Source organism: Micromonospora sp. URMC 105 (assembly GCF_051386295.1).
Lineage (GTDB): Bacteria > Actinomycetota > Actinomycetes > Mycobacteriales > Micromonosporaceae > Micromonospora.
Genome location: NZ_JBPQTL010000032.1, coordinates 43,166 through 55,339, shown reverse-complemented (window position 1 = coordinate 55,339; position 12,174 = coordinate 43,166). Strand labels below are relative to the sequence as shown.

Below are 12,174 nucleotides of genomic sequence, written 5' to 3'. Positions count from 1 at the left end.
GCGGGCGGGCGGGCGCCTGAGCGAGCAGGCGGGTCATCCGGCGGGCGAGGGCACAACCAACGGTCAGCGCATCCAGACCGGGTCGGCGCCGGGCACCTCCAGCGGCGGCGGATAGTCGAGCTTCCGGCGTACGTCGTCGGGGAGCCGCCACGGCTGGTGCACCGCCTTCCCCGCCACCGACGCCAGTTCGGGAACCCACCGCCGCACGTACCCGCCGTCGGGGTCGTACCGCTCGGCCTGCCGCACCGGATTGAGGCTCCGGTACGGCCGGCTGTCGTTGCCGGTGCCGGCCACCCACTGCCAGTTGCCGGAGTTGTTGGCGACGTCCCCGTCCAGCAGCCAGCGGAAGAAGACGGCCACGCCGGGGCGCCAGTCCAGCCCGAGAACCTTCGTCAGGTAGCCGGCGGTGATCAGCCGGGCCCGGTTGTGCATCCACCCCTCGGCGCGCATCTGCCGCATCCCGGCGTCCACGATGGGCATCCCGGTGCGCCCCTCCGTCCAGGCGGCCAGCGCGTCGGCGTCGTACCGCCACTCCTCGGTGGCGCCGCGCCGGTAGGCGCTGGTGGAGATCTCCGGGAAGGCGGCGGTGACCTGGTAGTAGAAGTCCCGCCAGCAGAGCTGCCGGACGAACGGCCCCTCGGTGCCGCCGGCCCGGTTCGCCACGGCCAGCGGCGACAGGCAGCCGAACCGCAGGTACGGACTGAGCCGCGAGGTCTCGTCGCCGGCCAGGTCGTCGTGGATGTCGTCGTACCGGCCGAGGGTGGGCAGCCACTGCGTCAACCGGCGCTGGCCGACGCTCTCGCCGCCCACCGCGGCCTCGGGCGACTCGCCCTTCGGCAGCGCGGGGAGCCGGCCGGGCGAGACGCCGTCGGGCAGGGTCACCCGGCGGGGAGCGGCCAGCTCCTCACGCCGGTCGGCCGCCGCCCACGCCCGGTGGTACGGGCTGAAGACTCGGTAGTGGTCCCCGCCGCCCGGGCGCAACGCCCCCGGCTCGACGATCGTCAGCCCGGGGAAGAGCCGCAGGAAGAGCCGGTGCCGCTCGCACTCCTCGCGGAGCCGGCGCTCGCGGCGGCGGGCGTAGCGGCTGACGTCGGCGGAGAGCCCGACACCCTCCGCGCCCACCTCCCGGGCCAACCGGATGGTCTCGGCCACCGGGTCGCCCCGGCGCACCACCAGGTCCCCGCCGCGCCGGCGCAGCTCCTCGCGCAGCTCGGCCAGGCTCTGGTGCAGGAAGCGGGTGCGGTTCGGCGACTTCTCGGCCAGCGCCGGGTCGAGCACGTACAACGGCACCACCCGGTCGAACGCCGCGCAGGCCGTGGCGAGCGCCGGATGGTCGTGCACCCGCAGGTCACGGGTGAAGAGCACGACCGCCGTGCGTGCACTCACCGGGAGACCAGGCGTGGCCCGGGTACGTCGACCGGGGTGCCGGTCGGGGTGAGCAGGGCCCGCGCGGCCACCGCCATCCGGCGTCGCTGCGGCACCAGCGCCCGGCGGACGAACACGTCGAAGCCCTGGGCGGCGACCTCGTCGAGGATCCCGCCGTAGAGCGCGTACGCGGTCCGCATGCACGCCTGCGAGGCGGGACTGAGCAGGGTGATGCCCGGCGCGGCGGCCTCGTAGTGCGCCTGGGCGCGGGTCACCTCGTACTCGATCAGATCGCGGATCCGGGCGGTGGTGCGGCCCCGCGCCTTCGCGGCGAGCAGGTCGTCGCGGGTGACGCCGAACTTGGCCAGGTCCTCGTCGGGCAGGTAGGTGCGGCCCCGGTCGAGGTCCTCGGCGACGTCCCGGATGAAGTTGGTGAGCTGGAAGGCGAAGCCGAGCTGGCGGGCCGGCTCGCGGGCCGCCGCCGGGTCGGAGCTGCCGAGGATCGGCAGCATCATGGTGCCGATGACCGCCGCCGAGCCCTCCATGTAGTCGAGCAGGTCGTCGTAGGTCGGGTACGACAGCACCGTCAGGTCCATCGCCATGCTGCGCAGAAACGACGCAAAGTCGGCGCGGTCGAGATCGAAGACGGCGATGGTGTGCAGCACGGCCGGGAGCAGCGGGTCGTCGACCGGCTCGCCGTGCAGGCCGGCGACGAACTGCGACGACCACTCGTCCAGCCGGGCGGCGCGCTCGGCGGGCGGCAGATCCTCGGTGCGATCGACGATCTCGTCGGCGTAGCGCGTGAATCCGTACAGGGCGTGTACGTGCCGCCGTTTCCACGCGGGGAGCAGCCGGGTGGCGAGATAGTAGGTACGTCCGTGTCGTCTGTGCAGCTCCTGGCAACGGACATAGGCCGCGGTGAGATCGGTGTCCACCGGCCCTCCTCGAAATTCGACGCAGCAATCGACGCAACTCGTAACCCTAGGGTACGCTCGCCCACATGGCCAACGACGCAGTTGCGGGTAACGCGCTCCGCGTCGCGCCGGCACAGCCGGGAGCGACGGACGATCCGGTCCGCGGCGTGCTGGCCGCGTTCACGAAAGAGCTGATCAAGGGCGTCGACGACACCCTGGCAGCGTTCCTGGCCGCCGAGGTCGGCTCGCTCACCGAGATCGACGCAGCGATGGGTGGTTTCGCGGCGACGGCGCGCGACTGCGTGCTGGCCGGCGGCAAGCGGGTCCGGCCGACCTTCGCGTACTGGGGCTGGCGCGGGGTGGTCGGCGGCGCGGAACCGCTGCCGACGGTGCTGCCGGCGTTCGCCGCCCTGGAGCTGTTGCACACCTTCGCGCTGGTGCACGACGACGTGATGGACGGCTCCGACACCCGGCGCGGCCTGCCCACCGCGCACCGCGCTGCCACCGCCCGGCACGTCGCCGCCGGGTACACCGGCGACCCCGGCCGGTTCGGCGAGGCGGTGGCGGTGCTCATCGGCGATCTCTGCCTGGTCTGGGCCGACCGGCTGCTCAGCCACGCCACCGTGGCGCCGGCCCGGCTGTTCGAGGTGCGGCGCTGCTACGACCAGATGCGGATCGAGACGGTCGCCGGGCAGTACCTCGACGTGCTGGGCGAGAACGACGCGGCGAACTGGTCGGTGGACCGGGCGCTGCGGGTGGCCCGCTACAAGACCGCCAGCTACACCGTCCAGCGGCCACTGCTCTTCGGCGCCTGCCTGGCCGGGGTCGCCGCCGACGCGCCGCTCATCGCGGCGTACACCCGCTACGGCCTGGCCGTCGGGGAGGCGTTCCAGCTCCGCGACGACCTGCTCGGCGTCTACGGCGACCCGGCGACCACCGGCAAGCCGGCCGGCGACGACCTGCGCACCGGCAAGCCGACCGCGCTGCTGATGCTGGCCCGTCAACTGGGCACCCCCGGCCAGCGGCGGGCGCTGGAGCGCGTCGGCACGATCACCGGCGCCCGGGACGTGGCCCGGCTGGCCGAGGTCGTCGCCGACACCGGGGCGGTGTCCCGGGTCGAGCGGATGATCTCCGACCGGGTGTCCGAGGCGCTGACCGCGCTGGACACCACGTCGATCGACGAGACCGCGCGCACCGCGCTGACCGGTCTCGCCACCGCCGCCACCAGCCGGCGGGCATGATGAGCAACTTTGCGAAGGAGGTGGTCACGTGCGGACCGTGAACGGACGTACGGACCGGGTGGTGGTCGTCGGCGCGGGCCTGGGCGGGCTGGCGTGCGCGCTGCACCTGGCCGGCAGCGGCCGGCAGGTGACCGTGGTGGAGCGCGAGCCGGTGCCGGGCGGCCGGGCCGGCCGGCTCAGCGTCGACGGGTACGAGTTCGACACCGGGCCCACCGTGCTCACCATGCCCGACCTGATCGCCGAGGCGCTGGGCGCGGTCGGCGAGGAGCTCGACGACTGGCTGGATCTCACCCCGCTCGACCCCGCCTACCGGGCCTACTACCCCGACGGCTCGACGCTGGACGTCATCACCGACACCACCCGGATGGCCGCCGAGATCGCCCGGGTCTGCGGCCCCCGCGAGGCGGACGGCTACCTGCGTTTCGTGGACTACGCGCGCAACCTGTGGAACTGGGAGCGGGCCGACTTCATCGACCGCAACCTGGACGCCCCGACCGACCTGCTCACGGCCAACCTGGTGAAGCTGCTGACCAACGGCGCGTTCCGGCGGCTCCAGACGAAGATCAACCAGTTCTTCCGGGACCCGCGTACCCAGCGGATCTTCTCCTTCCAGGCGATGTACGCCGGCCTCGCGCCGCACGACGCGCTGGCCATCTACAGCGTCATCGCGTACCTCGACTCGGTGGCCGGGGTGTACTTCCCGCGCGGCGGCATCCACGCGGTCTCCCGCGGCATGGCCGGCGCCGCCGAGAAGCACGGCGTGCAGTTCCGGTACGGCACCACCGTGACCCGGGTGGAGACCGCCAACGGCCGGGCCACCGGCGTGCTGACCGCCGACGGCGAGCTGATCCCGGCCGACGTGGTGGTGCTCAACCCCGACCTGCCGGTCGCCTACCGCGACCTGCTCCCCCCGGCGCGGCAGCGGAAGCTCACCTACTCGCCCTCCTGCGTCGTCCTGCACGTCGGCTCGACCCAGGGATATGAGAAGATCGCCCACCACAACATCCACTTCGGACGGAAGTGGAAGGCCACGTTCGACGAGGTCATCCGGCGCGGCGAGCTGATGACCGACCCGTCGCTGCTGGTCACCAACCCGAGCCGGACCGATCCGTCGGTCGCCCCGGCCGGACGGCACACCTACTACGTGCTGGCCCCGGTACCCAACCTGGAGCGGGGACCGTTCGAGTGGCGCGGCGACCTGAGCCGCCGCTACGCCGACCAGCTCGTGGCGACGCTGGAGGAGCGCGGGTACGTGGGCTTCGGCACCGGCGTCGAGGTGCTGCGTACGATCACCCCCGCCGAGTGGGAGGAGCAGGGCATGGCCGCCGGTACGCCGTTCGCCGCCGCGCACAGCCTCTTCCAGACGGGCCCGTTCCGCCCGTCGAACCTGCACCGGCAGCTGTCCAACGTGGTCTTCACCGGCTCCGGCACGCAGCCGGGGGTGGGTGTGCCGATGGTGCTGATCTCCGGCAAGCTGGCCGCCAACCGGATCACCGGTGCCGGGCGGTGAACCGGCCGAGCGCGGCCCGGCGAGGCGGCACACCGAGCACGAGCGTGATGTGGACAGGGAACGGGGGGCGAGTCCGGTGACGTCCCGGGAAGGTCACCTGGTCGAGCTGGTCGACGACCGGGGCAACGTGCTCGGCGAGGCCACCGTGGCCGCGGCGCACCAGGCGCCGGGGCGGCTGCACCGTGCCTTCTCGGTGCTGCTGGTCGACCCCGACGGCCGGGTGCTGCTGCAGCGGCGGGCCCCGGTGAAGACCCGGTTCCCGCAGCGCTGGGCCAACTCCTGCTGCGGGCACCCGCTCCCGGCCGAGTCACTGGTGGAGGCCGCCAACCGGCGGCTCGCCGAGGAGCTGGGGGCGGCCCCGGTCGCGCTGACCGAGGTCGGCGTCTACCTCTACTACGCCGAGGACCCGGCCACCGGCCGGGTCGAGTTCGAGTACGACCACGTGCTGCGGGCCGACGTGCCGGCCGACGTCACGGTACTGCCGGACCCCGACGAGGTGTCCGAGCTGCGCTGGGTCGACCCGGTACGGCTGCTGGCCGAGATCGACGCGGACCCCCGCGCGTACGCGCCCTGGCTGGCCGGGGTGGTGAGCCGGCTGCTGCGCACCGGCGGCCCCGCCGGCACCACCCTCCCGTCCGGCGTACCGGCGGACGACGCGTCGGAGCGGTCGGGTGGCCGATGAGGCGCTGAGCGCGGGGGCCGTCGCACGCCGACTGGGCGTGGCGGTCACCACGCTGCGTACCTGGCACCAGCGCTACGGCCTCGGTCCCAGCCAGCACGTTCCGGGTCACCACCGGCGCTACACGCCGGCCGACCTCGCACGCCTGGAGATCATGCGCCGGCTCACCGCGGAGGGGATCACCCCCGCCGAGGCGGCCCGCTGGGCGAAGCAGAGCCCCGGGGTCGCGCCCGGGGTCGAGGTGCCGCTGCGCGCCGGGGCCGCTCGGGACGGCGGCGGGCAGACCATCCCGGTCGGCCGGGCCGGTCCGGTCGCCCGTGGCCTCGCCCGGGCCGCCATGCGGCTGGACTCCGCGGCGATCAGCGAGACGATCGCCAACGCCGTCGCCAAGGACGGCGTGGTCGCCACCTGGGACAACCTGCTCCGCCCGGTGCTGGTCGGCATCGGGGAACGGCACGCCGTGACCGCCGGGCTGATCGAGGTCGAGCACCTGATGTCCCGGTGCGTCTCCGAGGCGTTCGCCACGGTGGCCCGGCCCGGCACGGCCGGCGGCCCGGCGCGGATCCTGCTCTCCTGCGCCGACGAGGAGCAGCACACGCTGCCGTTGGAGGCGCTGGCCGCCGCTCTCGCCGAGGCCGGTGTGGGGTACCGGATGCTGGGTGCCCGGGTGCCGGTGGCGGCACTGATCGAGGCGGTGAACCGGGTCGGACCGGCGGCGGTGGTGGTCTGGTCGCACACCCGGGCCACCGCCGACCCGGGGCAGCTCTCCGCCCTGCTCGCGGTGCCCCGACGACCGCTGCTGGTGCTGGCCGCCGGCCCGGGCTGGCGGGCCGACACGCTGCCCGCCGGGGTGGTCCGGCCGGTCGACCTGTCCGAGGCGATCTCGCTGTCGCTGGCCGTCCGGGACTCGCTGGACCAGTCGACGGGGGACTGACCGCCCCTGCCGGATCGGGAGATCGTCCACTACCGTCGGGGCGGTCCGCATACCCGACCCCCCTCGGAGTGACGATGCGTGCACGCCCCGTCATGGCGGCCGCTCTCGGCCTGGTCCTGCTCCTCACCGGCTGCGGCGAACCGCAACAGGACCGGCGGCAGGGCGCGGCGCCCGCCCCGACGGCGGCGGTGAGCCCCTCGCCGGCGGCCCCGTCACCGCGGCAGACCACGAAACCCAAGCCCCGGCTGCGGCCGAAGCCCACCACGCTTCCCGCGGGCCTGCGGCGCGCCACCGGGGTACGCGCGGTGGCGATCACCTTCGACGACGGCCCGGACCCGGCCTGGACGCCGAAGGTCCTCGACCAGCTGCGGGCCGCCCGGGTCAAGGCCACCTTCTGCCTGGTCGGCACCGAGGTACGGAAGCACCCCGAGCTGGTCGTCCGGATCGTCCGCGAGGGTCACCAGCTCTGCAACCACAGCTGGCAGCACGACTTCGACCTGGGCCGGCGGCCGGTGGCCGACATCCGGGCCGACCTGGTTCGCACCAACCAGGCCATCCAGGCCGTCGTTCCGGGCGCCAAGGTGCCGTTCTACCGCCAGCCGGGCGGCCGATGGACCCCGGAGGTGGTGGCGGTGGCGCGGCAGCTCGGCATGCGGTCCCTGCACTGGAGCGTGGACCCACAGGACTGGGCGAAGCCGACCGCCGAGACCCTCGCCAAGCGGGTGCACCGCGCCGCCCGACCCGGCGCGATCGTGCTGATGCACGACGGCGGGGGCGATCGCCGCCACACCCTGGCCGCCTGCCCGCACGTGATCAAGGACCTGAAGCGGCGCTTCGGCGTCGCCCCGCCCCGATGACACCCCCTCTGACCTGCGATTCAGTCGGCGGGAGCGCCACTTGCCATACCGGTTTGGTCCACTGCCCGGGCATGGCATATGCTTCTCATGCCTCCGGCGGGGCCGGATGGGAGCAAGTCCGCTTAAGTTGCGAGTGTGCAATGATGGCGGGGCCGCCCTCATCGTCTAGCGGCCCAGGACGCCGCCCTTTCAAGGCGGTAGCACGGGTTCGAATCCCGTTGGGGGCACGGTCCGGCTCGCGCCGGATGCAACACCAGCAAGGTCCTGTGGAGCAGTTGGAGTGCTCGCCGCCCTGTCAAGGCGGAGGTCGCGGGTTCAAGTCCCGTCAGGACCGCCAGCGCTGACGCCGCGTGAACCATTGCGCGGCGTTCTGCGTATCGGAGCATGTGACCCTTTCGGCGGAGACCCCGCCTTGCGGGTAGCATGAACCGAGCACCACGGCCAGGTAGCTCAGTTGGTACGAGCGTCCGACTGAAAATCGGAAGGTCGGCGGTTCGACCCCGCCCCTGGCCACATAGCCTTTCGCCGGGCTACAGAGATCCCCACCAGCGGAAACGCAGGTGGGGATCTTGCTTTGTGCCGCCTCCACCAGCCGTTGTCGGTGATGTCGTACCACTCGCCGCCTTCCTGCTGATCCTCCGCACTGGTTCTGAGCAGCCGGCAAATCACGGTGTGACAGTTGCCGCCGAGCCGGACAGGTAGGGGGCATGGACAACCAAGGAGAACCCAGATGAGCCACGCCGACGGGGGTGGCCGGGAAGAGCGCTTCCGTGCGCTGCACGTCGAGACGTACGCCGACCTGCTGCGCTTCGTCGAGCGCAGGGTCCCGGCCGCGGAGGCCGAGGACATCGTCTCGACGGTCTTCCTGACCGCCTGGCGGCGGCTCGACGAGATGCCCGACGATGCTCGACCGTGGCTGTTCGCGGTGGCCCGCAAGACCATGGCCAACCAGTTGCGGGGATGGCTGAGGCGTCAGGCCCTGGACGTCCGCCTGGTGTCGCTGGAGGCCCGCGAGCGGTCCGACGACAGCGTGGGCGCCGCGGTGCGCATCGACCTGGAACGCGCCTGGCGGGTCCTGCGCCCCGCGGACCGCGAGGTCCTCGCCCTGGTCGCGTTCGACGGACTGACCGCTGAGCAGGCGGCCACCGTGCTCGGCTGCCGCCGGTCGACCTTCGCCATGCGGCTCGGCAGGGCCCGGCAACGGTTGCGGGCCGCACTGGAAACGACCGAATCCGTCTCCCCTTCGTCTTTCCGAACTCATGACTACAAGGAGCAGCCGGCATGGAACCGAGCATGAAGGACCTGCAGCAGCTGGCCGTGCTTGACCCGGCCCGGGGGCGTGAGCCCACCGCGATGGAATGGACCCGTTCGAAGGCCTCCATCGAGCGGGTGATGGCCGGCCAGACCATGGCGGCATCGGCTCGCCGGCCGGCGCGGCGCCGGCTGGTGATGGGCCTCGCCGCGGTCGCCGCGGGTGCCCTCGGGGTGGTGGCCGTCCCCGCGCTGCTGCCGGGAACGGCCGAGAAGGCGGCCGCGGCCTGGACGCCCACGCCCGGTTCGCTCACCGGTGCGCAGGTGCTGCCGCAGGCCCGGATCTGCGCCGAGAACGGCGTGGGGGGCAGCTCGTCGGCGGTCGATCCGGCGGACGTGCTCCTCGCCGAGCAGCGCGGGCTCGCGACGCTGCTCATCATGAAGAAGAGCAGCGGCGTCGTCGTCGAGTGCATGAGCGCGGGAACGGACAACGAGCAGCTCGTCTCGATGGGCCTGGCCGACGGCCCGCTGCCGGCCCTGCCCGCCGGCACGGTGGACCTGCAGACCATGAGTTCGATGGGTGACGACGACGCCCAGTGGTCGAACATCGTGGGCCTGGTGGGCCCGGGGGTCACCGGCGTGGACGTGCGCCTCGACAACGGCAAGGTCTTCCAGGCCAGCGTGAAGTCCGGCTGGTGGGCGGCCTGGTGGCCGGGTCCTGAGGGCGGCGAGGTCGACCGCCTGACGGTGACCGTGCACACCGACAAGGGAACGACCAGCTACCGCCCCTCGGAGCTGCCCTGACGTGATCCGGCTGCGGGGGGCGGCCTGCGGGCCGCCGCAGCCGGTCCTCTTTCGATCCGGACCGGGTCGGAATGCGGTTACTGTCGCTGCCTGGCCTCGCGCCAGAGGAGCCATCCCGCCGCAGGGGTGAGGAGCAGTGCCGCCGCCAGCAGAGCGGCCCCGAGGGCGAAGGGCATCGGGATGAGAAACGGTGCCTGCTGGATCAGCAGACTCACGCCCACCAGCACGAGCCCAGCGCCGAGGCGGGCGGGCCGGGATCGCTGAGTCTTCGTCGGGCGTCCGATGCGGAGCCAGCCCCGGGGAATCCGTCGCGACACGACGACATACCCGCCGAGCCCGAGCGCGAAGAGACTCAGGACCACGACCACCAGACGGCCGGTCAGCAGGATCGGGTCGGTGTCGCTCGGGCTCATGCGGCCATCATCGAGGCGCTGTCAACCCGCAGGCCCGGCCTGACGCACCGGCCGGCGACGCGCGGCGTCTCCCGGTGCAATCAATCGCCAGCTCCGACTATCATCACCTCATGGCGATTGATTGTGCACCGGGGCTCGCTCCTGCGGTGGCGTTGTTCCGGTCCCTCGGTGATTCGACCCGGCTGGCCATCCTGCGCCGGATCGCCACCGGGGAGGCTCGAGTGGTGGACCTGACCGGCGAGCTGAGGTTGGCGCAGTCGACGGTGTCGAAGCACCTGGCGTGTCTCCGGGACTGCGGGCTGATCGACTATCGGGCCGAGGGTCGCCAGTCGTTCTACGCCCTGACCCGCCCGGAGCTGCTGGACCTGCTGCGCTCGGCGGAGCAGCTCCTGGCCGCCACCGGCGAGGCGGTCGCCCTGTGCCCGACGTACGGGACGCCGGCTGACGCCCCGGCGGAGGTGACGGTGTGAGCGCGGCACTGCTGACGCCCGAGCGTCGGGCGCTGCTCTCCCGGCGCAGCCTCTGGCTGGCCTACGCCACCGCCGGCTACAACCTGCTGGAGGGACTGGTCGCGATCGCCGCCGGCGCGGCGGCCTCCTCCGCGGCGCTGATCGGCTTCGGCCTGGACTCGTTCGTCGAGGTGTCCAGCGCCGCCGTGCTGATCTGGCAGTTCCGCTCTCGGGTGCCGGAGGATCGGGAACGGCTGGCGCTGCGGCTCATCGGTGCCTCGTTCTTCGCCCTCGCCGCCTGGGTGACCTTCGATGCCGTCCGCTCGCTGCTGGCCGGCGGCGACGCCGACGCCAGCCCGGTGGGGATCGGCCTTGCCGTGGCGTCGCTGCTGGTGATGCCGCTGCTGGTACGGGCCAAGCGGCGCACCGGCCGGGAACTCGGCTCGGCAACCGTCATGGCGGACTCGACACAGACCATGCTGTGCACCTACCTCTCCGCGGTCCTCCTCGTCGGGCTGGTCCTCAACGCCGTCTGGGGCTGGTCCTGGGCCGACCCGATCGCCGCGCTCGTCATCGCCGGGGTCGCCGTCAAGGAAGGCGTCGAAGCCTGGCGCGGTGAACACTGCGACGACTGCGCACCTCTGCCCGCCGTCGATGCCGTCGGCCCGGCCTCGGGCTGCGCCGACGACTGCTGCAGCGACCGGAAGGCGTGACTTCCATCGATGAGACCGGCGGAGTCGGGTCCCGCGTCACCGGTCCCGGCGCTGCTGTCCCTGGCGCCGCTGCGCCATGCCGCCCTGGATCGCCTCCCAGACGCTCCGACCGGCCTGCCGCAGCGTCTCACCCGCCTGCCCGGCGAGCTGGCCCGCCTGCGCGGTCCCGCCCTGCTGCTGCCCCCCGCCGCCATGCGACTCCGGTGACCGGCCGCCCTCGCCGGTCTCCTCCCCGCCTCGCCCACCGCCCTCGGCGTCACCGCGCGTCCGGGCCCCCGCAGTCGTACCCGAGTCACCCTCGGCGCCCTGACCGGACGGACGCTCACCCAGCGGCGGCTCCTGCGGCGACCCGACCGGGAACGGACCGGCCGGGGACTCCGGACGGGGCCCGGCGGGCCGCTCCGGCGCGGTCGGCGCCGGCTGGTCGGCGGTCCGCCCACCTGACGCGCCCTCGGGGCCCGCAGGCTCTCCGCCTGCCGGCCGGTCGGCCGCCGAGCCGCCCTGCCCGCCCTGCTGACCAGCCTGCTGTGCCTGCGGCCCGGTCACCTGCCCGAGCCGGCCCGCCGGCCGGCCGGTCTCGTCGACGACCGGCGTGGTCAGGTCGGTCACCCGGTCGGCCACCCGGTTGACGTCGTTGAGCGTGAGGTTCCCGGTGCTGGCCAGGGCGGTGATGATCTGGGGGTTGCGGTCGATGGTGCTCAAGGCGCGGTCCAGGATCTCCAGCACCTTCTCCAACCGGACCTTCAGCACCGCCTCGGCGCGCACGCCCTCGACGTCCAGCTCTACCCGCTCCAGGTGCACCCGTACGCCCGCGTCGAGCTGGAGCAGGTTGGCCAGCCGGGCCCGGAGCGACACGTCCGCGTCGAGCCCGTCCACGGCCAGCCGGATCGAGTCGACGGACACCTTCGGGATGTCGAGCAGCACGTCCGGCTCGACCTCCGGGCCCTCGCCGGTCCGGTCCGGACCGCGCGCCGCCGCCCCGCTCTCACTCATGCTTCCCGCTCCCTCACCCGAGCCCGGCCGCCGGACCACGTCAGCCGCGCT

Annotated in this window: 13 protein-coding genes and 3 tRNA genes; 12 read left to right on the top strand and 4 right to left on the bottom strand. The window is 73.3% G+C overall.

What is annotated here, in order from left to right; translation table 11 throughout:
* Positions 1-63 precede the first annotated feature (63 nt).
* Positions 64-1,386, bottom strand: coding sequence for a cryptochrome/photolyase family protein (locus ACSNN7_RS13510; RefSeq protein ID WP_436681089.1), 1,323 nt, complete (start codon positions 1,384-1,386; stop codon positions 64-66).
* Entirely contained in the window at positions 1,383-2,300 is a 918-nt protein-coding gene (locus ACSNN7_RS13505) for a phytoene/squalene synthase family protein (RefSeq protein WP_436681088.1), read from the bottom strand. The genes ACSNN7_RS13510 and ACSNN7_RS13505 overlap by 4 nt, the downstream gene beginning before the upstream one ends.
* Positions 2,301-2,365: 65 nt before the next feature.
* Here ACSNN7_RS13505 and ACSNN7_RS13500 point away from each other — a divergent pair, with 65 nt between their 5' ends.
* The 10 genes from ACSNN7_RS13500 (at position 2,366) to ACSNN7_RS13455 (ending at position 9,555) form a co-directional block, all read left to right on the top strand.
* Positions 2,366-3,520 carry a polyprenyl synthetase family protein gene (locus ACSNN7_RS13500; protein ID WP_436681087.1) on the top strand — a complete coding sequence of 385 codons (1,155 nt, stop codon included), beginning with the start codon at positions 2,366-2,368 and terminating at the stop codon, positions 3,518-3,520.
* Between the two features lie 28 nt (positions 3,521-3,548).
* Positions 3,549-5,030 carry a phytoene desaturase family protein gene (gene crtI / locus ACSNN7_RS13495; protein WP_436681086.1) on the top strand — a complete coding sequence of 494 codons (1,482 nt, stop codon included), beginning with the start codon at positions 3,549-3,551 and terminating at the stop codon, positions 5,028-5,030.
* A 76-nt stretch (positions 5,031-5,106) separates the two neighbouring features.
* Positions 5,107-5,712, top strand: a complete 606-nt coding sequence (idi, locus tag ACSNN7_RS13490; protein WP_436681084.1) for an isopentenyl-diphosphate Delta-isomerase — start codon at positions 5,107-5,109, stop codon at positions 5,710-5,712.
* Entirely contained in the window at positions 5,702-6,643 is a 942-nt protein-coding gene (locus tag ACSNN7_RS13485) for a MerR family transcriptional regulator (protein WP_436681083.1), read from the top strand. Before idi ends, ACSNN7_RS13485 begins: the two co-directional genes overlap by 11 nt.
* 74 nt (positions 6,644-6,717) lie before the next feature.
* Positions 6,718-7,500, top strand: a complete 783-nt coding sequence (locus tag ACSNN7_RS13480; RefSeq protein ID WP_436681082.1) for a polysaccharide deacetylase family protein — start codon at positions 6,718-6,720, stop codon at positions 7,498-7,500.
* Positions 7,501-7,654: 154 nt separating this feature from the next.
* Positions 7,655-7,727, top strand: a tRNA-Glu gene (locus tag ACSNN7_RS13475).
* A gap of 33 nt (positions 7,728-7,760) precedes the next feature.
* Positions 7,761-7,837: transfer RNA gene (locus tag ACSNN7_RS13470), tRNA-Asp, on the top strand.
* A 102-nt stretch (positions 7,838-7,939) separates the two neighbouring features.
* Positions 7,940-8,013: transfer RNA gene (locus ACSNN7_RS13465), tRNA-Phe, on the top strand.
* Between the two features lie 217 nt (positions 8,014-8,230).
* Positions 8,231-8,797 carry an RNA polymerase sigma factor gene (locus ACSNN7_RS13460; RefSeq protein ID WP_436681081.1) on the top strand — a complete coding sequence of 189 codons (567 nt, stop codon included), beginning with the start codon at positions 8,231-8,233 and terminating at the stop codon, positions 8,795-8,797.
* Complete coding sequence (locus tag ACSNN7_RS13455; RefSeq protein WP_436681080.1) at positions 8,782-9,555, top strand: hypothetical protein; 774 nt, start codon at positions 8,782-8,784, stop codon at positions 9,553-9,555. The genes ACSNN7_RS13460 and ACSNN7_RS13455 overlap by 16 nt, the downstream gene beginning before the upstream one ends.
* A gap of 77 nt (positions 9,556-9,632) precedes the next feature.
* Here ACSNN7_RS13455 and ACSNN7_RS13450 read toward each other — a convergent pair whose 3' ends face one another.
* A complete protein-coding gene (locus ACSNN7_RS13450; RefSeq protein ID WP_436681079.1) occupies positions 9,633-9,968 on the bottom strand; it encodes a hypothetical protein in 336 nt (111 codons plus the stop codon).
* A gap of 110 nt (positions 9,969-10,078) precedes the next feature.
* Here ACSNN7_RS13450 and ACSNN7_RS13445 point away from each other — a divergent pair, with 110 nt between their 5' ends.
* Positions 10,079-10,438: an ArsR/SmtB family transcription factor gene (locus tag ACSNN7_RS13445; RefSeq protein ID WP_436681078.1), complete on the top strand. Its 360-nt coding sequence runs from the start codon at positions 10,079-10,081 to the stop codon at positions 10,436-10,438.
* Entirely contained in the window at positions 10,435-11,130 is a 696-nt protein-coding gene (locus ACSNN7_RS13440) for a cation diffusion facilitator family transporter (RefSeq protein ID WP_436681077.1), read from the top strand. Before ACSNN7_RS13445 ends, ACSNN7_RS13440 begins: the two co-directional genes overlap by 4 nt.
* Positions 11,131-11,166: 36 nt before the next feature.
* On the opposite strand, the gene ACSNN7_RS13435 is transcribed toward ACSNN7_RS13440, so the two are convergent.
* Positions 11,167-12,123, bottom strand: coding sequence for a hypothetical protein (locus tag ACSNN7_RS13435; RefSeq protein WP_436681076.1), 957 nt, complete (start codon positions 12,121-12,123; stop codon positions 11,167-11,169).
* Between the last annotated feature and the right edge of the window lie 51 nt (positions 12,124-12,174).